Raw genomic sequence first — 24,549 nt, 5'->3', positions numbered from 1 at the left:
GCTCTACTCCCCCTTCAGCAGGCCGAGTTCACCGGCCAGCACTCGGCCCACCTCGAACAGCGATTCGGGGCTGCCCATGTCGGCATGGCGGAACTCGCCGGGGACGACACGGATCCGGCCGTCCGTCACGTACGGCTGCCACGAGTCGACGGTCATGGGGACCGACGTGTCGTCCGCCCGCTTCTCGAAGAAGAGGACATCGCCCCGGAAGACATCGGGCCGGAAGACCCGCCCCAGCTTCAGGTTGTTGCTGTACACGTTCCCCATGCCGATCAGATGCCGCTCGGTGAAACCGGACAGCAGGCTGTCGGTCTCCCGGACGATCTCCAGGAACCGCGCGGTGTCCAGCTCGTCGAGGCGCGGCACGGCCGATCGGATCCCGGCGAACGACAGGAGCGCGGCGTACATCATGCGGGCCCCGCCCAGCTCCTCCTCCGACGGCGGCGCCGGGTGGTCGGCCATCACATAGGCGTCGATGAGCGCCAGCAGACCGACCTGTTCGCCCGCCGCCTGCAGCCGGGTCGCCATCGCGTGGGCCACCACCCCGCCGAACGACCAGCCGAGCAGGTGGTACGGCCCCTTCGGCTGGATCGTCCTGATCTGCTCCAGGTAGTCGTCGGCCATTGCCGAGACATCATCGGGGAGCGGCTCGTCGCCGCCGAGACCGCGGCCCTGGAGCGCGTAGACCGGCTGGTCCGCGCCCAGCCGTCGCATCAGCACCGAGTACATCCAGCCGACCCCGCCGGCCGGGTGCACACAGAACAGCGCGGGGCGCTCCCCGGTCCGCCGCAGCGGCAGCACCACGTCGAACGCGAACCGCTGGTCGTCGGCGCCCAGCCGCTCGGCGAGCGCCGCCACCGTCGGCGCGACGAACAGCGTCGCGGTGTCGACGTCGGTGCCCCAGGTCGCCTCGATCCGCCGGGCCAGCCGGGCGGCGAGCAGCGAGTGACCGCCCAGATCGAAGAAGTTGTCGTCGATGCCGACGGCCGGCAGGCCCAGCGTCTCGGCGAACAGCTCGCACAGATGCTTCTCCTGGACGGTCCGCGGCGCCCGCCCCGCCGGCCCCGCGGCGGCCTCCGGGTCCGGCAGCGCGCCGTGGTCGGTCTTGCCGCTGCGGGTGAGCGGCAGTTCCGGCAGGACGACGACCGCGGCGGGCACCTGATGGGCGGGCAGCACGGCGCGCAGGCTCCGCGCCAGCTCCGCCGGGAGCGCCGCCGCCACGCCCGCCGTGGCCGGTTCGTGCACGGCGCCGTCCGTCGGGTCCCCGGCGCCGGCGTACACGTCCCGGACCACCCCGTCGCACGGCGCGGGGAGCAGCACGGCGTCGAAGCGGCCGGGTGCGGCGCCCGGCGCGGCGAGCACCCGGTAGCCCAGCCCCCGCCCCAGCTCCTCCAGTTCGTCCGGCCGGACGCCGGGATCCCCGGAGACCCGTAGGTCCAGCGCGCCGATCGTGGTTCCCGGCGCGGCGGCGTCGAGCGCCCGCACCACGGCGAGGTCCGCGGCGGGCCGGGCGTCGGGGATGCCCGTGACCCGCAGCGGCAGCACCCCGCCGGCCGAGGAGAGCAGCGCGGCCAGCTCCGCCGTCCCGCCCACGTCGGCGCCCCAGGCGAGCCGGGTGGCCCCGGCCGCCGAGACACCGGGCAGCGGCGCCTTGTACAGCGTCACGTCGTAGCGGTAGCGGGTCAGCTCGTTGTCGTGGCGGCCGGACTTCACCCGGACATCGGCCGCGTCCCCGAAAGCACCGAAGAACCCCGGCGCCACCGCCAGCTCCTTGTCCAGCAGCAGCTTCCGCCCTGCGGCGAGCCGCGCCCGGGCCACCGTCGTCAGCGCGCCCGCCGCCCCGACCCCGGCCGCCGTGAACAGCACGGGGCGGCTCCTGGTGTCCCTGACATCGCCGACGAAGACGGCCCCGCCCGGCGCCAGGAGACGCAGCGCGCCGGTCAGCACCCGCTCCAGATACGCGCGCGAAGGGAAGTACTGCACCACGGAGTTGAGGACCACGGCGTCGAAGTGGCCTTCCGGCAGCCCCGAGAAGTCGTCGGCCGCCCGGTGGGAGAACGTGACCCTGTCCCGCAGCGCGGGCACCCGCGCCACCTGCCCGCGCAGGGTCTCGACCGCGACGGCGGAGAGGTCGGTCGCGTGGTAGCTCACGCAGTGCGGGGCCAGCTCGGCGAGGACCGCCCCGGTGCCCGCGCCGATCTCCAGCACCCGGCGCGGAGCCGACTCCCGGACGCGCGCGACCACGGCGTCCCGCCACTCCCGCAGCGCCTCGCGGGGCAGCGGCGAACCGTCGTACGAACTGTTCCACCCGGCGAAGGAGTCGCCGAACGGGGCGCTGTCCGGGCTCTTCCGGTACGCCCCGGCCTCGATGTCGTAGACCCGGTCGTGCACCGCCGCCCACTCGGCGAGCACATCCTCCTCCGCGACCGTGCCGAGCCCGGCGGACACCTCGGGCACGACATAGGCGACGAGCCGGGCCCCGCCGGTGCCGCCCGTCCACGCGCGCACCGCGGCCTGCGCCACGGACCCGTGCGCCAGCAGCGCCGACTCCACCTCGCCGGGCTCGATCCGGAACCCGCGGATCTTGATCTGGCGGTCGGCGCGGCCGGTGAACTCCAGCTCACCGCCGGAGTTCCACCGGGCGAGATCGCCGGTGCGGTACATGCGCCGGCCCGGCGCGCCGAACGGGTCGGCCACGAAGCGCTCGGCGGTGCGCGCCGGCTGCCCGATGTACCCGCGGGCCACGGCGGGGCCCGACAGGTAGACCTCGCCCTCCAGACCGGGCGGCACCGGGCGCAGCGCCGCGTCCAGCAGATGGATCCGGGTGGGGGCGACGGGCCGGCCGATGGTGGTCCTGGTGCCGGTCAGCTCGTCGCTGACGGTCGCGCAGACCGTGGCCTCGGTCGGCCCGTACGCGTTGATCAGCGGATGGCGGGCGGCCCAGCGGGCCACCAGCTCGGCGGGCAGCGCCTCGCCCGCCACCCGGATCACACAGCCCTCGGGCAGTCCCGCGCCGGGATCGAGCACGGCCAGCGCGGACGGCGGCAGGGTGAGCGCGGTGATCCGCTCCTCGTGGGCGAGGCGTTCGAGCCCACGGCCCGGCATCAGCCGGTCCGGGGCGGCGACGACCAGCGTCGAACCGCTGCACAGCGCCTCGAACATCTCCAGCAGCGCGGCGTCGAAGGCGGGCGCGGCGAACTGGAGGACCCGGGCGCCCGGGCCGAGCCGGGACCGTACGACGGTGGTGCTCAGCACCCCCGCCACCCCGGTGTGCTGGACGAGAACGCCCTTGGGCCGCCCGGTCGAGCCCGAGGTGTGGATGATGTACGCGGCGTGCGAGGGCAGCAGCGGGCGGGTCCGCTCCGCGTCGGTCACGGGCCCGTCGTCGCGCCCGGCGATCCGCCGGGCGGTGTCCGGGTCGTCGAGCACGAGAAGGTCCTCGCCCAGCTCCGGACGGACGGCGTGGGCCCGGTCGGTGACCACGACGGCGGGCCGGACGTCCCCCAGGACGAGCCGCAGCCGCTCCTCGGGATGGTCCGGGTCGACGAGCATCACCGCGGCGCCCGCCGCGACCACCCCGAACAGCGCCGTCACCGTCCGCGCCGAACGGGGCAGCACCAGCGCCACCGCCGCCTCGGGACCGACGCCACGGGCGATCAGCTCCCTGGCCACCCGGTTCGCCCCGGCGGACAGCTCGGCGTACGTGAGATCCGCGCCCTCGCCCCCGGCGCTCCGGACGGCCGTCGCGCCGGGGGTCGCCGCCGCTTGCGCGGCGAAGAGCGCGGCGATCGTACGCGGCGTCACCTCGTGGCGGCCGCCGCTGTCGCTACTGCTGCCGCTGCCGTACGAGGCGAGCGCCGCCCGCTCCGCGTCGTCGAGCAGATCCACCCGGGACAGCGGCGTCCCGGGCGCCTCGACCAGCAGGTCCAGCAGCCGGAGCGCCCGGGAGAGGAAGCGCTCCGCCGTCGCGCGGTCGAAGACGTCCGCACGGTGCAGCAGGTTCAGCAGCATCCCGCCGGACGACCGCGGTACGGCCATCAGGGTCAGCGGGTAGTGCCCCGCGGTCTCGTTGCGCGCGGCGAGGAACGACAGCTCGGGGACGTCCGCCCACGGATCCCGGTCGACCGGGAAGTTCTCGAACACCATGGCGGTGTCGAAGAGCGCGTCCACGCCGACGGCGTGCTGGATCCGGGTGAGACCGAGGTGATGGTGCGGCAGCAGCCGCGCCTGCTCGTCCTGCACCCGGCGCACCAGCTCGGCCGGTGACTCGGCCGGGGACACGGTGACCCGCATCGGGATGGTGTTGACCAGGAAGCCGACGACCGACTCGACACGGGCCACCTCCGGCGAGCGGCCGGACACGGCCACCCCGAACACCGCGTCGCTCCGGCCCGTCCACTGCGCCAGCAGCAGCCCCCAGCAGACCTGGAACAGCGTGTTGACCGTGACACCGAGCCGGCCCGCCAGCCCGGTCAGCCCGGCCACCCGCTCCGCGTCCAGCTCGTGCTGGATCCGCGCGGGCCAGGCGGAGCTGCGGCGCAGCCCCGCGGGGGCGAGCAGGGTCGGCCGGACGGGCTCCAGCGCCCGGCGCCACGCCCGTACGGACTCCTCCTGATCCCGCTCCGCGAGCCAGGCCAGGACATCGCGGTGACGCGGCGCCTCACCGAGGGCGTGCGACGCTTCCGGACGGGCGTACAGCTGGAACAGCTCACGGGCGACGATCTGCACCGACCAGCCGTCGAGCAGGATGTGGTGCGTGGTGATCAGCAGCCGGAACCGCCGCCCCGCCCGGCGGATCAGGGTCAGCCGGAGCAGCGGCGGCCGGCCCGGGTCCAGCGGTGCGGTGCGGTCCTCCGCGGTCAGCCGCTCGGCCTCCGCCTCCTGCCGCTCCTCCGGAACACCGGTCAGATCGACCACGGTGAGGGGAGGTTCCGCGTCGGCGCGGACCACCTGCACGGCCCGCCCGGAGGGCAGCCGGAGGAAGCCCGCCCTGAGCCCGCTGTGCCGGCCGCAGAGCAGCGCGGCGGCGCGCCGCAGGGCGTCCGGATCGAACGGGCCGGCGAAGTCCAGGGCCGCCTGCATGACGTAGACGTCCTGGTCACGCTGGTCGTGGTGGCTGTGGAAGAGCAGCCCCTCCTGGACGGGGGAGAGCGGCAGCACCTCCTCCACCCCCGAACAGGCCGCGGCCAGCCAGGCGCGCTCCTCCGCGTCCAGCTCCACCAGCGCCCGCTCCCCGGACCCGGCCGGCGGCTCCGGGACCGAAGCCAACTCCACGGCCACCTCGGCGAGGAGACGGGGCGTGCCCCGCTCGAACACGTCCTGGAGGGAGACGACCAGACCGGCCCGGCGGGCCCGGCGCACCAGCCTGATGGAGGCGATGCTGTCGCCGCCCACCGCGAAGAAACTCTCGTCCGGGCCCACCTCGGCGCGGCCCACGACCGCGGCGAACACCGCGCACAGCACCTCGACCGGGCCCTCGGCGGCCCGCTCGGGCAGGGGCGCCGGCTCCGCCGCGGCGGCCAGGGCGGCCAGCGCGAGCCGGTCGGCCTTGCCGTTGGGGTTCAGCGGCAGCGCGTCCAGCAGCCGGATCCCGGACGGCACCAGCGGCTCGGGCAGTTCGGACCGCAGCGCCCCTTCGAGCGCGTCCGGGACACAACCGCCGTCCCCCGGTACGACGAAGGCGGTGAGCCGGCGGTCGCCCGCACCGTCGCCGGTGGCGACCACGACGGCCCGGGCGACTCCCGGCTGCCGCAGCAGGGTGGCCTCGACCTCACCGAGTTCGACCCGGTGGCCGCGCACCTTGACCTGGTGGTCGGCCCGGCCGGCGAACTCCAGGAGCCCCTCGGGGGACCAGCGCGCGAGGTCACCCGTCCGGTACATCCGCCCGCCGGGCTCGGCGGAGAACGGGTCGGCGAGGAACCGCTGCGCGGTCAGCCCGGCGCGGTGGGCGTAGCCGCGGGCCAGGTACTCCCCGGCGAGATACAGCTCGCCCACGTCGCCGGGCGGCACCGGGCGCAGCGCCGAGTCCAGGACGTGACAGCGCACGTTGGCCACCGGGCGGCCGACCGGCGGGTCGTCGGGGGAGCGCGGATCACACTGCCAGGCGGTCGCGTAGACGGTGACCTCGGTCGGGCCGTAGATGTTGAACACCCGGGCGTCCGGGGCGTGCCGGTGCACCTCCCGGACCAGTTCGGCGGGGAGCGGCTCGCCGCAGAAGACGTAGGTGGCCGCCCGCTCGGCCACCCACTCCGCCTCCCGCACCCGCCGGTAGACCGTGGGCACCGTATTGACGAGCGTGCCGCTCCAGTCGGGGGTGTCGACCAGCGACAGCAGGTTCGGCACCAGGTCGACGCTGCCACCGGTCATCAGCGGCACCAGGATCTCGAACACCGACATGTCGAAGCTCAGCGAGGTGGAGCCGAGCACCCGCTCGAACGCCTCGGCGCCCAGCGCGGCCACCGACCAGGCGGCGAAGTTCACCACGTTCCTGTGGGTGACCACCACGCCCTTCGGCCGCCCGGTGGAACCCGAGGTGTAGATGACATAGGCGGCGTTCCCCGGCCGCGGCTCCACAGGGGCCGGTACGCCGCCGGAGCGGGCCGCGGGTCCGGCGCCGTCCGCCGTGCCGTCCACCACCACCAGGGGTACGGAGAGCGTCCCGGGGAGCCGGTCCAGCAGCGCGGAGGTGGTGAGCACGGCCGCCGGGCGCGCGTCGTCGAGGAGGTAGCGGATCCGGCCGTCCGGGTGGTCGGGGTCGATCGGCAGGTAGGCGGCGCCGGACTTCAGCACGGCCAGGACGGCGACCACCATCTCCGGCGTCCGGGGCATCATGACGGCGATCACCCGCTCCGGCGCCGCGCCCCGCTCGGCCAGCAGCCGGGACAACCGGTCGGCCCGCTCGTCGAGTTCGGCGTAGGTCAGCTCGCTTCCCGGGTGGCGGACCGCCACCGCGCCGGGGGCCCGGCGGGCCTGCGCCAGGAACGCGCCGGGTACGGTGCCCTCCCGTACCGGCTGCGCCGTGTCGTTGAACTCCTCGCGCAGACGCCTGAGTTCCGCCTCGTCCGCGAGGTCGATCCGGGCGACGGGCAGGCCGGGTTCGCGGGCCATCCGCTCGAAGAGGGCCGCGAACCGGCGCTGGTGGTCGCCCGCCCCGCCGGCCCGGACCTCGATCACCCACGCGCCGTCGGCCCCGGCGTCCGCCCGCACGTCGAGGCCGCCCGCAGGGGCCCAGACCGACACCACCGTGGCCGCACAGGGCCCGAACGCGACGGAACGGCGGTGATCCACCAGCTCGCACACCAGCTCCGGGCCCGCCTCGGTACCCGGCTCCACGGGGCCCGGCGCCGGACCGCCGGATCCGGCGCGTACGCCGCCCCGCCGGGCGCGGCGCAGCTGGGCGCCCGCCGCCGCGACCACCTCGGCGAAGGTCCGGCGCGGCGTCAGGACCAGCCGGACCGGAACGGTCGTACCGGCGCTCCGGCAGCCGACCACCACGTCGTCCGACCCGGTTCTGCGGTAGGCGTAGACGGCGAGCGCGGCGACCAGCACGGCCGCCTGACCGCCGCCGCCGCGGCGCGCGGTCGCGGCCAGCGCCGGGCCGGCCGTGACCCGGGCCCGCGCGGACGCGTCGAAGCGGGCCACCTCCGCGGGCGCGCCACCGGCCCCGCCACCGGGCGCGTCCCCGCGGCGACTCCGGCCCGCGCGGCCGCCGGTCGCCGGGGCATCGGAGACCGGGACGCCGCCGCCCGGGGCGGCGCACCGCGCGCCGTAGCCGTCGGCGGCCCGGCGCAGCACCGCGTCCATCGCCTCCTCACCGGCGGACGGCCCACGGCGCAGCTGGAACCATCCGTACCGTTCGGCCGCCAGCCGGAAGACGAGATGGACGGTGTCCGGCGCGCGGTCCCCGTCGTGCGGGGAGCCGAGTTCCCGCTCGATCCGCGCCTCGGCGAAGGCGTCCGGGTCGGCCGCGCCGGCGGCGTCGACCAGCTCGCACCCGGCTCCGGCGTCCGTCACCGCGGCGAGCAGCGCGGACTCCCGCACCGGTCCGCTCAGCCGGACGTACTGCGCGGTGTACGGTACGGCGCCCCCGGAGGCGGCCCCGGGCGCGCCGTGGCGGGCCGGTTCAGGCGTAGACATGGAAGCCCCTTCCGGTCTTCCGGCCGAGGTGCCCGGCCGCGACGAGCGCCGTGAACGAGGAGGGCGGCCGGTATCTGTCGTCGCCGGTCTGCTCCCCGAGGACGGCCAGGGTGTCCAGTACGTTGTCCAGGCCGATCAGGTCGGCCGTGCGCAGCGGTCCCATCGGGTGGCCGAGACACTTCTCGAACACCGCGTCGACGGTCGCGGCGTCCACGGACCCCTCGTCGACGAGAGCCGCAGCCTCGGCGACGCACATCATCAGCACCCGGTTCAGGACGAAGCCGGGTCCGTCCGCCACCACGACACCCTGCTTGCCGAGGCGGGCCAGCAGGGCCAGCGCCCGGTCCATGGTCTCCGGGGAGGTCGACTCCGCGCGGACCACCTCGACGGTGTCCTTCAGCGGCACGGGGTTCATGAAGTGGAGTCCGAGGACGCGTTCGGGGCGTCCGGTCCGGGCGGCGAGCAGCGCGACGGGAATGGCGGAGGTGCAGGACGCGAGCACCGCGTCCGGCGGACAGACCCGGTCGAGCTCCGTGAACAGCCGCTCCTTGAGGCCGAGGTGCTCCGGGGCGCACTCGACGACGAACCCGGTGCCGTCCAGTTCGCCGGCCGCCGTCGCCCAGCGCACCCGGCCGGTCTCCCCGGCCGGCCCCCGGCCGAGCAGCCTGGCCAGCCGGAGGGACTCGGCCAGCCGGTCACGGGCCGTGTCGGCGGCGCGGCGGTCCGGCTCGACGACCACGACGTCACAGCCGGCCCGGATCAGGCTGTGGCAGACGCCCACGCCCATGGTCCCGGCGCCGACGACGCCGACCGGTCCGGTGGGCTCCGCCGCACTGTCCTGGGTGTTCCTGGTCATCGTGGTGCCTCCGCCGGGTTGTCGGGGTCGTCGGACCGGTCGTCCTGGGAGCCGGCGATGGCGTCGAGCGCCACCTCGTGCACGGGCACCCCGGGGCGGTCCACCAGCGCGGCCAGCAGGCGCGCCAGGTCGGCGGCGACGGCCGCCGCGGTGCTCCCGTCGAAGAGTTCCGGCGCGTAGTGGACGGTGAGCGCCGACCCGGTCGCGCCGGAACCGGAATCGGCCCCGGAACCGGAATCGGCCCCGGAACCGGAATCGGCCCCGGACCCGGCCTCGGCCCCGGAACCGGAATCGGCCCCGGACCCGGCCTCGGCCCCGGAACCGGAATCGGCCCCGGACCCGGCCTCGGCCCCGGACCCGGCCTCGGCCCCGGAACCGGAATCGGCCCCGGACCCGGCCTCGGATCCGGACCCGGCCTCGGATCCGGATCCGGACCAGGACAGGCTGAGTTCGGCCCCGCTCCGGTCCGCCCCGGTGCCGTTCCCGGCGTACCGCACCGGAGGCGGTACGGCCCCGGGCGCGAGGGGCTCGTACGGCGTACGGGCCAGCCTGGCCGTCAGCTCCGTGAGACAGGGCTCGTCGGACAGGTCGGCGCGCACCGCGGCCGGCCCGCGCGGGGTGTGAACCAGGACGGCCACCTCGTCCTGGCCGGTGTACCAGGCGAGCAGGGTCAGCCAGGCGGCGAGCAGGACACCGTCCGGCTCCTGGCCGGCGGGCACCGGACGTCCGGCCACCGCCGTGGCCGAGGCGGACGCGTCCACCGGCCGGGAGGGGCGCGGCCGGTCGGCCGGGACACGGACCTCCGGCAGGGGGCCCGGGCCGGAGGGCGCGTACGGCTCCGGCCGGGGTGTCCCCCCGTCCCCCGGACCGGGGACGGGACGGCCGGTGTCGGTCACCCCGGCGAGGTCGTCGAGGATGCCGAGGTAGGCGGCGGTCAGCTCCCCGGCGGTCTCCTCGGTGAACAGCTCGGTGCTGAACTCCAGGCAGGCGGCCATGTCCTCCTCGCCCTCCCGGTCGGTGGTGACCAGGGTCAGGTCGAACTTGGCGGTCCCGGCCGGCATGCCGCCGAACCGGTTGATCACGGTGTCGCGCTGGTCGAAGAAGTCGCCGACGGCGGCGCCGATCGGCTGGATCGGCGGCAGTTGCTGATGCACGTAGAACACGTCGAACAACGGGGTGCGGCTCAGGTCCTTCTCGACGCCGAGGGCGTTCACCACCAGGTTGAAGGGGATCTCCTGGTTCTCCAGGGCGCCGAGCACCACCGACCGTACCCGGCGCAGCAGTTCGCGCAGGCTCGGTCCGCCCGAGAGGTCGGCGCGCAGCGCCACCGTGCTGTTGAAGAAGCCGATGAGCCCTTCGAGCTCGGGCCGGTTGCGGCCGGTCGTGGGCGTGCCGACCACGAGGTCGCGCTGCCCGCTGTACCGGCCGAGCAGCAGGTACAGCCCGGTGAGCAGGACGACGAAGAGGGTCACGGACTCGCGGCGGGCCAGCTCCCGGAGCGCCCGCACCACCGGCGCAGGGACGGTGAAGGGGCGCAGGTCGCCGACGAAGGTCTTCCGCGGCGGCCTGGGGTGGTCGGTGGGCAGCGCGAGCACCGGGGCGTCGCGCAACCGCTCGGTCCAGTAGGCGAGTTCGTGGTCGAGCGTCGAGCCTGCCACGAGGTCGCGCTGCCAGCGGGCGTAGTCCCGGTAGCGCACCAGCGGCGGGTCGAGCTCCGCCGGGCGTCCCTCCTGGCGCGCGGCGTAGAGGACCGGGAGTTCGCGCTGGAAGACCTTGGGGGAGTGGCCGTCGTTGACCGCGTGGTGGACCGTGACCTGGACGACGTGCTCGTCCCGGCCGAGCCGGACGACGAGGACCCGCAACAGGGGATCGCGCTCCAGGTCGAACCGGACCCGCGCGGCCTCGCCCACCAGCTCCCGCGCGGCGCCCACCGGGTCGGGCGCGTCCGAGACGTCGGCGAAGCGGAAGAAGTCCCCGAGCGCCGGCCGGATCCGCAGCGCCGGACCGTCGTCCAGCTCGACGAAGTTGGAGCGGAGCACCTCGTGACGCTCCGCCAGGTCCTCCCAGGTGCCGCGCAGCGCGGCCACGTCGAGCGGACCGCGGACCTGGCTGACCATCGGCAGGTTGTAAAGGGTGGTACCGGGGTCCAGCTGGTGGTGGAACCACATCCGTTCCTGGCCGAAGGAGAGCACGGCCGCGTCCGCGCGGACCACGGGCGGCAGTACGCCGGGCGCCGTGGGGGCCGGGGCGAGCAGCCGGGCGAGATCGGCCGCCCGGGGGCGCTCGTAGACGTCGATCAGCTTGGGGCGTACGCCGTACCGGGCCTGGATACGGTCGACCAGCTGGAGGGCGATGAGGGAGTTGAGGCCGAGCGCGGAGAAGTCGTCCTCGGGGCCGATCGGCTCCTCCGCGTGCAGCAGGTCCCGCAGCGTCTCCCGCAGCCAGCCGACCCCGTCCCCGGCCTCCGCTGCCCCGGCGGGCGCGGGGAGCGACGGGCCGGAGGCGGTCGCCGCCGTCGGAGCATGCCGTACCGGAGCGGACTGTACGGGGCCGGACCGTACGGAGGCGGACCGTACGGGGGCGGGCCAGCACGGTGTACCGAGCATCGGGTGGCCGGGCAGCCGCACCCGCCGGGCGCCGGGGGGAGCCGGCTGCACCGCTGCCCAGTCCACGTCGACCCCGTGCTCGTACAGCGCCCGTACGGCGTCCGTGAACCGGTGGGCGACCCGTACCAGCGCCCCCTCCCGCCCGGCCAGCCGCTCGGTGAGCAGCCGGCCGAGCGCCCCGTCCGGGCTGGGTTCGAGGAAGAGCACCGGTCCGCCGGCGAGCAGGGCCCCGGCCGCGCGGACCAGTTCCTCGGCGTCGACCGGAGCGGCCCGCGCGGCGTCGAACTCGGCGGGCCCGACGCGGGCGGGGAGCAGACCGAGGGCCTGCCGGGCCGCGAACCGTGACGCTCCGGCACCGAGCACGGCGTCGAACACGACGCCGCGGTCCCGGAGCGCGTGGAACACGGCGAGCTGCGCGGCGAGGACCCGCCCGGTCCGCCCGGTCGCGGGGATGCCGGACGGCGGCTCCCCCTCCGGCATGTCCGGGGGCAGCGCGTCCGGCGAGAGCAGCAGGGCGACGGCCGGCGGTCTGCCGCCGTCGTACGGGCGGTGGTCACCGGCCCGCAGCCGGTCCGCCCGGTCGGCGAGCCGCCCGGCCAGCTCCGCGGTGCTCCGGGCGGTGACCGTGGTGCGGTACGCGTGGTGCGTACGGCCCTGGCCGAGCGTGAACACCACGTCGTCCAGGTCCGGTTCGCCGTCCCGCAGCGCCCGCGCCAGGTCGCCGCAGAGCAGGGCCAGGGCCTCGGGGCCGCGGGCCGACACCCCGACGAGCCGGGGCTCACCGGCGGGCGCCCGCCGCACGGCGCGTCGGGGCGGCGCGGGCGGCTCGGCCACCACACAGTGCGCGTTGACACCGCCGAGGCTGAACGAACTCACCCCGGCGAGCCGGGGCCCGCCGTCCTCGACGGGCCAGGAGCGCGCCTTGGTGACCACGTCGATCCCGGCCGCGGCGAGATCGAGGCCACCGGTGGGCCGTTCGAAGTGGAGGGAGGGGTACAGCTCGCCGTGGCCCACGCTGAGCACGGCCTTGACCAGTCCGGCGATCCCGGCGGCGTGGTCGAGGTGGCCGATGTTCGTCTTCACCGAGCCGATCGGCAGCGGTTCCCCGCGGCCGGCGAACGCCTCGGCGATCGCCTCCAGTTCGACGGCGTCGCCGAGCCGCGTCCCCGAACCGTGGGCCTCCAGGTAGCCGGCCCGTACGGGATCGGCGCCCGCGGCGGCCCACGCCTTCGCGATGACACGCCGCTGGGCCGCCGCGCTCGGCGCGCTGATGGTGGCGGCGGTGGGCCCGTTGTGGAGCGTGGCACTGCCCCGGATCACGGCATGGACCGGGGCCCCTTCCGCCTGGGCCCGGCGCAGTGTGGTGAGCAGGAGTACGGCTCCTCCCTCACCGGAGACGGTTCCGTCGGCGTCCGCGTCGAAGGCCCGGCACCGGCCGCTCGACGACACCAGTTCGCTGAAGCCGGCCGCCTCGGCGGCGGGGAGCCCCTCCACCCGCAGGCTTACACCGCCCGCGAGGGCATACTCGGCGTCACCGGAGGCGAGTTCGCGGCACGCGTGGTGCACGGCGATCAGCGAGCCGTTGCAGCCGGTGTCGACCGCGTGGCACGGCCCGGCGAGGCCGAGCGTGTGCGCGATCCGGGCGGGGAGCCCGAACGGCACGTTGCCGAGGGTGCCGAGCGCCCCCTCCTCGCCGGTCAGGGCCTGGTAGCCGGACCACGCGGCGCTGAACACCACGGCGGTCTCGCTGCCGCGCAGCCCCGCCGCCGAGTACCCGGCGTCGTCGATCGCCCGGTGGGCGAGGGTCAGCGCCATCCGGTGCTGCGGGTCGATCAGCGTGGCCTCCCGCCGGGAGAGGCGGTGGAAGGCGTGGTCGAACGTGTGGATGTCCTCGATGTGCCCCATGGGGAGCCGGCGTACGGCCGGGTCCAGACCGGTGGCCTCGGCACGCTCGGGCGGCATCGGGCCGACGGAGTCGCGCCCCGCGGCGAGTTGGGCCCGGAACTCCTCCAGGCCCGACGCCCCGGGGACCCGCAGGCCGATGCCGACGATCGCGATGTCCTCGCGGTCCGCCCCCGTACGCAGCACGGTCATCCCGGCTCCCCCGTCCTCTCCCGAAAAGCCCGAAAAGCGTCATATCTCGAACAGGGCGGGCCCGCCGGTGCCCGTCCCGGAACATCCGCGGCCGTCGCCGTCGCCGTCGCCCTCGCCCTCGCCGTCGCCGTCGACCTCGCCCGGCTCCGGACGGCCGGGCCGCTCCGCCCCCGCCGCGGCCTCGTCCAGGGCCGCGGCCTGCTCCGCCACGGTGAGCAGCTCGAAGAGCTGCCCGACCCGCAGCGCCCCGGGCCGGGCGCGCTCCATCCGCAGATGGAGCTCGACCACCCGGCGGGAGTTCCCGCCCACCTGGAAGAACCTGTCGTCGAGGCCGAAGTCGTCGTGCTGCAGCACCGCCGTCCACATCTCGGCCAGCGACCGCTGCGTCGGTGTCCACCGCTGCCGCCCGGCGAGGGGGGCCTGTGTCCCGGCGCCCCGCAGCAGTGCCCGGAGCGCGGCCTCGTCCGCCTTGCCGCTCGGCCCCAGCGGGAACCCGCCGAGCGCGACGAAGCGTTCCGGCACCGCGGCGGGGATCATCCGCTCGGCGCAGAACGCCAGCAGCTCCCTGGTGCCGGGCAGCGGCGTGGCGTTCCCGGCCGGTGTCCAGAACGCGACGAGCGAGATCTCCGCGTGCGCGTCGGACACGCCGAGCACCACCGCCCGGCCCACGGCGGGATGGCTCTCCAGCGCGGACTCCACGGCCCGGCACTCGACCCGGGCACCCCTGACCTTCAGCTGGCCGTCGGTCCTGCCCCGGAACTCCAGATCCCCGTCCGGCTTCTCCCGGGCCAGGTCACCGGTGCGGTACATGCGCGCTCCCGCCCGCCCGGTGAACGGATCGGGGACGAACCGCGCCGAGGTCTCGGCGGGGCGCGCCGCGTAACCGGCGGCCACCTGCGGGCCGCCGATGTACAGCTCGCCCACCTCGCCCGGCCGCACGGGTGCCAGCCGCCCGTCCAGGACGTACGCCGTGGAACCGCTGGTGGGCCGGCCGATCGGCACGACCGGCTCGTCGGCCGCCCGGACGGGGTGGGTCACACAGCTCACGGTCGTCTCCGTGGGCCCGTACTCGTTGCGCAGCTCGGCTCCCGGCAGCAGCGCGCGGTGCCGCTCGGCCAGCGCGACCGGCACGGACTCGCCGCCGAGGACGACCAGCCGCGGGCGGACACCGGCGGACGCCAGGGCGGGCAGCATGAGCCGGTAGAACGACGGCGTGGCCACCAGGTGCGACGCCCGCCAGGCACCGGCCAGCCGGGCCGCCGCGTCGGCGTCGGACAGTTCCCCGTCGCCGGGGAGCACGGCCGTTCCGCCCAGCCGCATCGCCCACAGGGTCTGCATCAGCGAGCCGTCCCACGTCAGCCGCATCGCGGAGAACGTGACCAGGCGCGACTCCTCGTAGGGGTAGTTCCGGGAGCCGTGCATCGCCTCCAGGTTGGCCGCGGTGACGACCACGGCCTTGGGCACACCCGTCGAACCCGAGGTGGTGATCACGTACGCGGGCGTGCTCCCCGGCACGGACCTCGTGGGGTCGGTGAAGGGCGACGCGGGCCCCGGCGCGTCCTGTTCGAGCACGGCGGGGGCCGGCCCGCGGGCGCGGGCGGCCAGCGCGGCAACCGCGTCGGGCGGGGTCGCCGGGTCCTCGGGGTCGAAGACGACGGCCCCGCAGTCGATGTCGTCGAGCAGCGCGCGCACCAGCCGCGACGGATGCCCGGCCGCCATGACACACCAGGCCGCGCCGATCCGTGCCGCCGCGACCATCCCCACGACGGTCCGCACGGTCTGCCGCTGGTACAGCACGACGGTCCGGCCCGGCCGGACACCGGCGGCCGCCAGCCGGGCGGCGAGCGCGGCGCTCGCCGCGTCCAGCTCCCGGTAGGTGAGCGCCTGCGCGCCGACCACGATCGCGGTACGGTCCGGCACCCGCGTGAACTGCTCCACGAGCGCCTGCAGCGCGCCGCGCCCGGCCCCCGCCTCAGCTCCGGTCGCCGCCCCCGCCCCCGCCCCGGTCGCCGCCCCCGCCCCGGCCGCCGCCTCAGCCCCGGTCGCGCCCGTCGACCCGGTCACAGGTGCTCCTCCCCGACAACCGTGACATGACCGGTGTGCGGCGGTACGGAGCCGTCGTGCGCGAGCAGCACGCGCTCACCGTCCGTGCCGGTCACCGCGAAGCCCGCGAATCTGAGGGTCACCAGCATCACCCGGTTGACGTCGGTGGGGACGAACTCGGCGAGTGGGCGCCGCCCCGCCGCACGGGCGCGCCCGACGGCATGCCCGATCAGTGCCGTGCCGACGCCGCGGGACATCACCCGGCAGGACATCAGCGACAGCAGCAGCACGGAGTCGGCGCCGCGGAACTCCGACACCGTGAGCCCGATCGTCCCGTAGCCGCCGAAGCGGTCCCGGAGTTCGGCGACCAGCACCTCGTACCGGTCGGAGGCGCACAGCCGCCGCAGCTCCGCCCTGCCGTACGTGCGGCCCGTGGTGTTGAGCTGATGGGTACGGACCGTCAGTTCATGGGCCCGGGCCAGATCCTCCTCGGAGGCCCGCCGTACGGTCATCACCAGGCCCAGCGATGCCAGGAAGTCGGAGCCGGTCCCGGTGAACCCGTCCTCCGCGTCGGTCCGTCGGCGCTCCGCGCGGTACAGCTCCCGGCGCTGCCGCGCCTCCCGGGTGACGACGGGCGGGGTGAACTCGGGCAGCTCGGGCAGTCCGGCGAGCCGGTCGGCCGGATAGCACCGCACCTCGGGGAGGACGGCGGCCACCTCGGCCCGCTCCACCGGGTCGTTGTCCACGAACGCCACCGTGTCCAGGCCGATGTTCAGCCCTTCCGCGATCCTGCGCACCGCCGCGGACTTGGGCCCCCAGCCCACCTCCACCGCGCAGAACAGGTCCGCGACGCCGTGCTCGCGCAGATGCGCGGCGGCGGGACCGTACTCGCCCCGGCTGGCGACCGCGTGCAGGATCCCCCGTTCGTCGAGTGTCCTGAGCACCCGCAGCGCCTCCGGTGTGGGCGCGGCGTCGTCCCGCTCCAGCACGACACCCTTCCAGAGGGTGTCGTCCAGGTCCCACACCAGGCACTTCACCGTCGGCGTCAACGGATCGCACCTCCTGTCCGGTCGTCGAGACGGCGCAGCAGCCAGGTGCTCCAGGCCGCCACGGGACTGCTGTTCATCACCAGGGAGTAGGCGCCCGGAGCCTGGGAGTCGGCGGCGTCCGCCAGGTTGACCAGGACATCCATGGAGCCGAGATGGCCGTACGCCGCGAGGTTGCGCCGGCAGACCGGATCGATCTCCGCGTCCAGCGCCTCCTGCCAGAAGGCGAACGCCCCGGCGGCGAGGTTCTGCGTCAGACGGGCGGCGATCCGGTCCGGGCCCAGTCCGTTGCGGGCCAGCAGCTCCGCGTTGAGCGCGGCGAAACGCTTGCGGCTCTCCACGGCGAGCCGGAACGAGTACGTCGGTTCGTCCGCGCACTCCTCGGTCCACTCCCGCTCGGGGACGTCGCGGTAGTCGATGCGGAACAGGTCGGCGTACCCACCGTCGCTGCGGACGGTCTGGTCGACGAGTTCATGGGTGCCGTCGCCCGACGTGGTGAGCAGGACCGCGGCGGCGCCGTCGCCGAGCAGTGTCATCGGCGGCCGGTACCTGGCCCGGGTCGGGGTCCGGGCCGTGGTGACGACGAGGACGGTACGGCACCGGGGGTCGCCGCGCAGCAGCGCCGAGCCGAGGGCAAAGGCCGCCGAGACCGAGACGCAGCCGAGATCACCGACGCCGGTCGTGAACGCCCGTTGCGCGCCGATCCGGTGCTGGAGGCGGGTCGCCTCCGAGGCCAGCAGATACTCCGGGACCCGGCCCTGCACCAGCAGCAGCGCGTCGAGGTCGCCGGCGTCGAGCCCCGCCCGGTCCAGCGCCGCGCGTGCCGCGTGTTCCGCCAGGTCCACCTCGGACGCTCCGGCGGCGTCCCGGACGGTGTCGACGCCGAGTGACAGGGCGTGGGCCCGCCGCGCCGCCGGGAGGCCGGCCAGCTCCGGGAGTCCGGCGACGGGGAGTTCCCGCTCCGGGAACCAGGTGGCGACCGGACCGATGATGACGCGCCGTGGTGTGGTCACCGCGCACCGCCTCCCCGCGGGCGGCCCAGCAGATGGTCCCCGATGGTGGCCTCGGCGACCTCGTCCGCGCCCTCGATGATCTGCATGACCTTGGCGTCCCTGAAGAAGCGGCCCGCCCGGCTGTCCGGCGCGCAGCCGGCGGCGCCGAGCAGTTGCACCGCCCGGGCGCTGACCGACGCGGCGGCCCTGGCGGCGGCGTACTTGGCGACCACGGAGGCGAGGATCGCGTCGGGGGAGCCGTCCTGCCGCAGCCCGGCCGCCCGCGCGCACAGCGCCTCGGCCGCGAGTGTCTCGGCCGAGCAGCGGCCGAGCGCGGCCCGTACCGCCCCGTGCCCGGCGAGCGGGGTGTCGCCCTGTCTTCGCCGGCCGGCGTGTGCCACGGCGTCGTCGAGGCAGGCCCGGGCCATGCCGACGCAGCCCCAGGCGACCGTGTACCGGCCGTGGTCGAGCGCGGTGCCGGCCACATGCGAGAGCCCGAACCCGGGCGGCGCGATCAGATGGCTCGCGGGCAGGACGACCTCGTCGAAGGAGACGTGCGCGAGCCGGGCGCCGCGCATCCCGAGCTGGCCGGACACCGGCTCGACCGTGACCCCGCGCCGGCCGGTCTCGACCAGCCCGGTCACCAGCCCGCCGGGGGCGCGGCCGAGCACCAGGAGCACATCCGCGATCTGACCGAACGTCACCCACACCTTGCGTCCGGACACTCGGAGGTCACCGCCCCGCGGCCGGAACTCGGTCGCCACCGCCGAGAGTTCGGTCCCGGCGCCCGGCTCGGTGGCGGCCAGCCCGGCGATCAGCTCACCGCTCGCGAGGCGCGGCAGCCACGCGGCACGCTGTTCGGCGGTACCCCACCGGTCCACGGCGGCACCCACCATCCCCTGAACGGTCAGCAGGGCCCGCAGCGATGTGCACACCGCGCCCAACCGGGCGGCGACATCGCCCAGTTCGCGCGCGTCCGCACCGCCTCCGCCGACCTCGGCGGGCCGGTCGAGGCCCAGCACACCGAGCCGGGCCGTCAGCCGGACCGCCTCCGTGGGCAGACCGGTCTCGTCCCAGGCGCCCGCCTCGGCCAGCGCCGTCTTCACCAGCGGCTCGACATCGATCACGACGCCCCTCCGCCGGTCCGCTCCCCGCGCTTGCGGCGTACGAAGCCGGCGACCCGCGCGGCGGTGCGGAAGTTGTCCAGGTCCAGGTCCTCCACCTCCACGGTGATCTCGTACGTCCGCTCGACGTACGTCACGATCTGCAGCGCCTGCAGAGAGGCCACGAGCCCGAGCGCGAAGTAGTCGTCGTCCGGTCCGAGTTCCGTGTCGGTGAGTGAGCTGAAGTACTTCCGCAGCTCGACGACGAACTCGTCGTTCCGGCCGGGCGCGGCCACATCGGAGATGTCGTTCACCATGCCTCCTGGGCATCTCGCTCCGTATCACGCGTGTGAGCAACTCGCCTGGTGCCATGGTTAGTTGTCGCGGAGAAGCGTCGTGTTGTTTCCTCTCCGAAATCCGTCGGGAGCGTGGCGAAGGGCGTCCCGCGGAATGGCAACCCTAGTTGTCGATTTCCGGGGAGGTAAAGCATTTTCCGGGTCCGCTCCGAAAGAAAAAACTGAATTCAGCCGTGAATAAAATACGTTTGGCCCGGCTCCTTTCCATGGTCCGCGCCCAAGACCTGGTGGGGCCGCCCCCGGGCCGGTTATTCCGGTCGGTTGAAGCGGTGGGCGGCCCACAGCAGCGCCATCGCGCCACCGGACAGGAGCAGGGCGGCTTCGAGGGGGAGCGGAGGCGGCCCGCCGGCCCATTCGATCCCGCCGGCGGCCGCCTGGTCCGGCGCGCGCAGGGCGATGCAGCGGCGGAGCATGTCCACCCCGTAGGCGAGCGGATTGACATCGGCCAGCGCGTGGGCCCAGCCGGGCAGGGACCGGAGGGGGAAGAAGCCTCCGGAGAGGAACATGAGAGGCATCATCACCACACCGAGGAGCGTGTGGAACGTCTCGGCTCTGCGGAGGCCGACGGCCAGCGCCAGGGCCAGGGCGGTGATGGTGAAGGAGACCAGGATCATGCTGCTGAGCAGCAGCACCAGCAGCAGCGGGTCGTAGGGCAGGCCGACCACACCGGCCAGACCGAGCAGTACGGCACCCTGGACCGTGGCGACCAGGGTGCCGCCGGCACAGCTTCCCAGGAGCAGGGTGGAGCGGCCGACCGGGGCCATCAGGAGTTCGCGCAGATAGCCGCTCTGCCGGTCGGTGATCAGACGGATGCCGACCATGATGGCGGGCGCCTGCACCGTCATCATCAGAATGCCGGGGAAGAGGTACGTCTGATAGCCCACGCCCAGGGACGAGTCGGGGATGAGAGCGGTCAGTCCGCCGCCGAGGATGAGCAGGAAGAGCACCGGGTGGAGGAGCATCAGCGCGGTGTGGGCGCGCTGACCGGCCAGGCGGAGCAGATCGCGGTAGACCAGCGCGTGGACCGCGCGGAGTTCGTGCCGCAGACGGGTCGGCCGTTCGCTGCCGGAGACAGCGGAGACAGCGGAGACGCCGGAGACGCCGGAGGTGCGGACAGCGGGTGTCGTCATCGGCCGCCCCCGCTCTCCGCCGTGGTGCCGCCCGGGGCGGGGCCGGCCCCTTCCCGGCCGGCCTGCGCGGCGTGGAGGCTGCGGCCGGTGTGGTGGAAGAAGACGTCGTCCAGGGTGGGCCGGGTCGCGGAAGCCGCGTGCACGGCGATGCCGTGGCCCTCCAGCGCCGCGCACAGGCGGGGAATCCAGGAGCTGCCGTCCGGCACCCGCAGACAGATCCCGTCGGCGTCCACGGTGAGGGAGTGCTCCGGCGGCGCGACCCGGCGGACGACCTGTCGTGCTGTCGCGTCCTCATCGGTGCGCAGCACGACCCGGTCGTCGCCGATCGCCGCCTTCAGCGCGAGGGGCGTGCCCTGTGCCACGACGCGGCCGTGGTCGATGATGGCGATGCGATCGCAGTTCTCCGCCTCGTCCAGATAGTGGCTGGTGACGAAGACCGTGCGGCCGTGCCGCTCGCGCAGGGCGCGCAGATGCTCCCAGATCTGCGCACGGGCGTGCGGGTCGAGACCGGCGGTCGGCTCGTCCAGGAACAGCACACCGGGAGCGTGCAGCAGCTGACGGGCGATCTCCAGGCGACGCCGCATACCGCCGGACAACGTGCGTACGGGAGAGCGCCGCCGGTCGGTCAGTCCGGCCGCCTCCAGTACCTCGGCGGCGCGCCCGCGGGCGTAACGGGATCGCATCCCGTAGAGGCGTGCGTGGATGTGGAGGTTCTGTTCCGCCGTCAGGTCCGGGTCCAGGGCGCTCTGCTGGAACAGCATGCCGACCCGTCGCCGGACCTGGTGGGGCTGGGTGAGCACATCGGCGCCCGCCACCGTGGCGTGACCGGCGGTGGGCCGGGCCAGGGCGCACAGCAGGGCGATGGTGGTGGACTTTCCGGCGCCGTTGGGGCCGAGGAAGGCGAAGGTCTCGCCCTGTGGCACATCCAGATCCAGACCGCGTACGGCGTGGGTGGTGGTGCCCTGCGGGCCGGGGTAGCTCTTGACCAGTCCGCGCGCGCTGACGGCGTACTCGGGATCGGGCTCGGGGGAGTGGTGTGTGGCGTGCGGACCGGTGAGGGAGCCGGTCACGGGGACCGCTTGGGCGAGATCGTCATCACCTGCGTGAAGCTGCATGTGGTCTGGTCCTCATCCGGAAGTCAGGGCCTGTCGATCAAGGCGGTGCTCCGGCCGGCGGCTGTCCCGGGACAGCCACCGGCCGGATGGTTGGTGCTGCCTGCCCTAGGCGCAGCTGATGCCGATACAGATGGTGTTGAGCAGCGTCAGGAGGCCGACGCACTCACACGTCGCGGCGAACGGCGCTCCGTCGGCCCCGACCGGGTCGGTCTCCGGCAGGGCGTGGAGCTGGGCCAGCAGTTCGAGGTCCTGGTTCTCCATGACTTTCTCCTTATCTCAGAGGTGGCGGCAGACTTCCTGCCGCTCGGACCGGCAGCTGGACCGTCCAGTGCCGGGGATCGGTGTGACGGGCCCGCAGGAGGAAGGCCAGGATTCCGGCGGACCCGTCGCTCCAACTGGCCGAGACATCCCCGTACTCGTTGGGGAAGACCACGTGGCCGCGGCGCTCGGCCCGCTCGGCGACGATGAGGCGGGCCAGTTCGTCGGCCGTGGCGCGGTAGGCGGGATCGCCGGTGGCGTCGGCCATGTCGAGCAGGAAGTCACCGTTGCCCGCCAGCCCGTGGCACTGGGTGAGGGCCGCGCGGGAGGCGCGTTCGGTGACGGCCAGGGTGCCGCGCCGGGCGAGGTCGCCGAACCGGTCGTCACCGGTGACCTGCCACAGCCGGACGAGGAAGGCGCCGATGCCCGCCGCGCCGTGGCACCAGTACGGGGCTGTCGGCACATCCGCGGTCTGGGCGGGCCACTGGGCCGCCTCGCCGACGCGTACGGCGTGGGCCAGCAGGTGCTCGCCGACCTCCACCGCCAGCTCCCTGTGCGCGGGGCGCCGCGTGACGACCGCGGCGGAGAGGAGGAAGCAGCCGATGCCGGCCGCCCCGTGGGCGAAGCCGAGGTAGCGCTTGCCGGCCTCCGCGGAAACGGCGTTCGCGGAGTCGGCCTCCGCGGAAATGACCTCCGCGGAAGCGGCCTCCGCGGGAATCGCCCAGCTCACTCCGGACGGTTCGCGCCGTGCGGCGGAGGCCAGCCGGTCGGCCGCGTCGGCGGCCAGTTCGGCGAAGCGCGGGTCACCGGTCCGGTGCCACAGGTGGAGGGCGGCCATTCCGCTGCCCGCGGTGCCATGGGTGATGTCGTGGTGGGGCGTGGACTGCTGAGGTGCCAGCGCCAGCGCCAGCGCGTGGTCCATGAGCCGCCGGTCGTCGACGGCGCGTCCGGCGTCGTACAGCGCCCAAGCGGTTCCACGGCCGCCGAAGTGCAGACCGGGGCGGGTGGAGCGGGTGTCGGTGCGGTCCGCGATCCAGTGGCCCGCGGTGGAGATCAGCTCGGGGAGGCGGGGGTCGCCGGTGAGTTCGCCGTACCGCGTCAGTACCGCCAGGACACCGGCCGCGCCCTGCTGCACGGTGCAGGGGCCGGTCTCCCCGGCGAGGGTGGACACGGGCCACAGCCGTCGGTCGTCGGCCGGGGTCATCGACTCGACGAGGTGGTCCACGATCCCGGTCACCGCGTCGTAGGGATCGTACGGGTCGTACGGCTCGTCCCGCCGTGCCGATCGGTCGGCGGAGCGGGAGCCGGACCGTACCGGGTCCGCCGTCCGGAGAGCCTCGCGGGCCCTCGCCGGGCACCAGCGCTCGGCGGGATCGTCCTTCATCAGCCCGAGGATCATCTCCGCCACGCTGTGGGACAGTTGAAGGGGCCGGGCGCAGGCGGTCAGCCAGGCGGCGAGCCGCTCCTCGGCAGGCCTGGTGTCCGGCTCCTCGGGCAGCAGGTTCGGTACTTTCCCGGCCAGGACGAAGCACGCGGTGGCGCCGAGGCTGTAGTAGTCGGCCGTCGCGGAGACGGGGGCGTCGGCCAGGCGCTCGGGGGCGCTGAAGCCAGGGGTTCCCACCCGGGTCGGCAGGGGGGAGTCGTCCTCCAGGACGGCGAGTTCCAGGTCGATGAGACGCAATTCGCCGTCCGGAGTGACCATGACATTGCCGGGTGTGAGGTCCCGCAGGACACAACCGTGGGCGTGGGCCGCCGCGACCAGGTCCACCAGACGTGCGACCTTGGCCGCCGCGTCGACGCGGTAGCGCTCGCCCCCGGTGTCGCGGAAGTGCTCGGCGACCCATGTGTGCAGGCTGACACCCGGGACCTCGCTCTGCGCCAGGAACAGATGCCGGCCGTGCTCGAAGAGCGCCAGCGCCTCCGGCGCCAGCCCCGTGCCCTTGAGCTTCTCCAGCGTCCGGGCCTCGGCCCGCAGCCAGTCGCGGACGTCGCGGCCGGAGGCGTCGGCCTCCACGTGCGGCCGCGTCTCCTTGATCACCACGGGGGCGCCCGTGCGGACGTCCGTACCCCGGTACACGCCCCCCTTGTTGGTGTGCCGGATCGCCTCCCGTACGGCGAAACGACCGCCCAGCAGCACCGGACCGCTCGGCGTGTCCGCCGTGCGCGACGGGACGGGCACCACGGTGGGAAACGGGGAGACCGCCCAGGGCGGCGGAGAATACCGGCCGGTGCGCTTGTCCTCCACGGGATTGCCGTCGGGGTCCTCGATGAACCACACCAGCAGTCCCTCGTCCGACAGCCGCCGCCGCCCGACGAAGGAGCCGTAGCGGTAGTGCACCAGGCTGTACGGGGCATACGGCTGGTCGGACAGGATCCGGGGGCCGGCCAGCCCGGCGGTGGCCCGGTGCAACTCCCGGGCGAGCCGCGCCGCGTCGGCGTCTGAGTACGGGTAGACGGTGATGAACTTGCCCGAGCTTCCCCGGGGCGTGGCACGGGAGTTGAGCGCACTCACCTGGTCGACCGACCGGGCGAACTTGAACGCCGACTCGTCCCGCAGGAGTACGTCCAGTGCCTTCGCGAGGACCGCCGGGGCGGAGGCGGCCGTCGCCGACACATGCAGTTTCCAGCCCTGTTCCCGCCGGTTGCCCGACCGCGGGGCGGCCCGGCACCACATCTCGTCCGTGTCGGTGGTCCAGCGCGCGCCCGTACCCGTGGCGTGCAGCGCGTGACGGAGAAGGCTTTCCAGCTCGGCTTGGGTTGCGTGGCTCGTCATGAGTGTCCCTCTCAACGGTGAGAACCGCTGGTTCGGAACGT

At 74.7% G+C, this 24,549-nt stretch carries 12 protein-coding genes; all 12 read right to left on the bottom strand.

Annotated elements, in window-relative coordinates; genetic code table 11:
• Positions 1-3: 3 nt before the first annotated feature.
• The 12 genes from ACFXKG_RS13125 to lanL all read right to left on the bottom strand — a co-directional run bounded on the left by ACFXKG_RS13125 (position 4) and on the right by lanL (position 24,508).
• On the bottom strand, positions 4-8,136 hold the full coding sequence (locus tag ACFXKG_RS13125) for an amino acid adenylation domain-containing protein (RefSeq protein WP_384836682.1): 8,133 nt from the start codon (positions 8,134-8,136) through the stop codon (positions 4-6).
• On the bottom strand, positions 8,123-8,992 hold the full coding sequence (locus ACFXKG_RS13120) for a 3-hydroxyacyl-CoA dehydrogenase family protein (RefSeq protein WP_384836679.1): 870 nt from the start codon (positions 8,990-8,992) through the stop codon (positions 8,123-8,125). The genes ACFXKG_RS13125 and ACFXKG_RS13120 overlap by 14 nt, the downstream gene beginning before the upstream one ends.
• On the bottom strand, positions 8,989-13,692 hold the full coding sequence (locus tag ACFXKG_RS13115) for a condensation domain-containing protein (RefSeq protein ID WP_384836676.1): 4,704 nt from the start codon (positions 13,690-13,692) through the stop codon (positions 8,989-8,991). Before ACFXKG_RS13115 ends, ACFXKG_RS13120 begins: the two co-directional genes overlap by 4 nt.
• Positions 13,693-13,731: 39 nt before the next feature.
• Positions 13,732-15,756, bottom strand: a complete 2,025-nt coding sequence (locus ACFXKG_RS13110) for a non-ribosomal peptide synthetase (RefSeq protein ID WP_384836673.1) — start codon at positions 15,754-15,756, stop codon at positions 13,732-13,734.
• Positions 15,753-16,784 (bottom strand): HAD-IIIC family phosphatase, encoded by a 1,032-nt coding sequence (locus ACFXKG_RS13105; protein WP_384836671.1) that lies wholly within the window; start codon positions 16,782-16,784, stop codon positions 15,753-15,755. The genes ACFXKG_RS13110 and ACFXKG_RS13105 overlap by 4 nt, the downstream gene beginning before the upstream one ends.
• Positions 16,781-17,794, bottom strand: a complete 1,014-nt coding sequence (locus tag ACFXKG_RS13100) for a 3-oxoacyl-ACP synthase (protein WP_384836669.1) — start codon at positions 17,792-17,794, stop codon at positions 16,781-16,783. Before ACFXKG_RS13100 ends, ACFXKG_RS13105 begins: the two co-directional genes overlap by 4 nt.
• Positions 17,791-18,900, bottom strand: coding sequence for an acyl-CoA dehydrogenase family protein (locus ACFXKG_RS13095; protein WP_384836667.1), 1,110 nt, complete (start codon positions 18,898-18,900; stop codon positions 17,791-17,793). Before ACFXKG_RS13095 ends, ACFXKG_RS13100 begins: the two co-directional genes overlap by 4 nt.
• Positions 18,897-19,193, bottom strand: coding sequence for an acyl carrier protein (locus ACFXKG_RS13090; RefSeq protein ID WP_384836664.1), 297 nt, complete (start codon positions 19,191-19,193; stop codon positions 18,897-18,899). The genes ACFXKG_RS13095 and ACFXKG_RS13090 overlap by 4 nt, the downstream gene beginning before the upstream one ends.
• 287 nt (positions 19,194-19,480) lie before the next feature.
• The gene (locus ACFXKG_RS13085; protein WP_384836662.1) at positions 19,481-20,362 is read right to left on the bottom strand and encodes an ABC transporter permease; all 882 of its coding nucleotides are present in this window, start codon (positions 20,360-20,362) and stop codon (positions 19,481-19,483) included.
• Positions 20,359-21,477, bottom strand: a complete 1,119-nt coding sequence (locus ACFXKG_RS13080) for an ATP-binding cassette domain-containing protein (RefSeq protein WP_384836660.1) — start codon at positions 21,475-21,477, stop codon at positions 20,359-20,361. Before ACFXKG_RS13080 ends, ACFXKG_RS13085 begins: the two co-directional genes overlap by 4 nt.
• 105 nt (positions 21,478-21,582) lie before the next feature.
• A complete protein-coding gene (locus ACFXKG_RS13075) occupies positions 21,583-21,738 on the bottom strand; it encodes a VenA family class IV lanthipeptide (protein ID WP_384836657.1) in 156 nt (51 codons plus the stop codon).
• Between the two features lie 10 nt (positions 21,739-21,748).
• On the bottom strand, positions 21,749-24,508 hold the full coding sequence (gene lanL, locus ACFXKG_RS13070; RefSeq protein ID WP_384836655.1) for a class IV lanthionine synthetase LanL: 2,760 nt from the start codon (positions 24,506-24,508) through the stop codon (positions 21,749-21,751).
• Between the last annotated feature and the right edge of the window lie 41 nt (positions 24,509-24,549).

Origin of the sequence: Streptomyces sp. NPDC059255 (assembly GCF_042752355.1) — a bacterium.
GTDB lineage: Bacteria > Actinomycetota > Actinomycetes > Streptomycetales > Streptomycetaceae > Streptomyces.
Note: the sequence above shows the minus strand (reverse complement) of the source record. Positions and strands in the feature narration are given on the sequence as shown.

What these genes read in the sequence shown, in the direction of transcription:
- ACFXKG_RS13125 (WP_384836682.1), bottom strand. Translation starts at nt 8,136, where the DNA reads ATGTCTACGCCTGAACCGGCCCGCCACGGCGCGCCCGGGGCCGCCTCC.
- ACFXKG_RS13120 (WP_384836679.1), bottom strand. Translation starts at nt 8,992, where the DNA reads ATGACCAGGAACACCCAGGACAGTGCGGCGGAGCCCACCGGACCGGTC.
- ACFXKG_RS13115 (WP_384836676.1), bottom strand. Translation starts at nt 13,692, where the DNA reads ATGACCGTGCTGCGTACGGGGGCGGACCGCGAGGACATCGCGATCGTC.
- ACFXKG_RS13090 (WP_384836664.1), bottom strand. Translation starts at nt 19,193, where the DNA reads ATGGTGAACGACATCTCCGATGTGGCCGCGCCCGGCCGGAACGACGAG.
- ACFXKG_RS13085 (WP_384836662.1), bottom strand. Translation starts at nt 20,362, where the DNA reads ATGACGACACCCGCTGTCCGCACCTCCGGCGTCTCCGGCGTCTCCGCT.
- ACFXKG_RS13080 (WP_384836660.1), bottom strand. Translation starts at nt 21,477, where the DNA reads ATGCAGCTTCACGCAGGTGATGACGATCTCGCCCAAGCGGTCCCCGTG.
- ACFXKG_RS13075 (WP_384836657.1), bottom strand. Translation starts at nt 21,738, where the DNA reads ATGGAGAACCAGGACCTCGAACTGCTGGCCCAGCTCCACGCCCTGCCG.
- lanL (WP_384836655.1), bottom strand. Translation starts at nt 24,508, where the DNA reads ATGACGAGCCACGCAACCCAAGCCGAGCTGGAAAGCCTTCTCCGTCAC.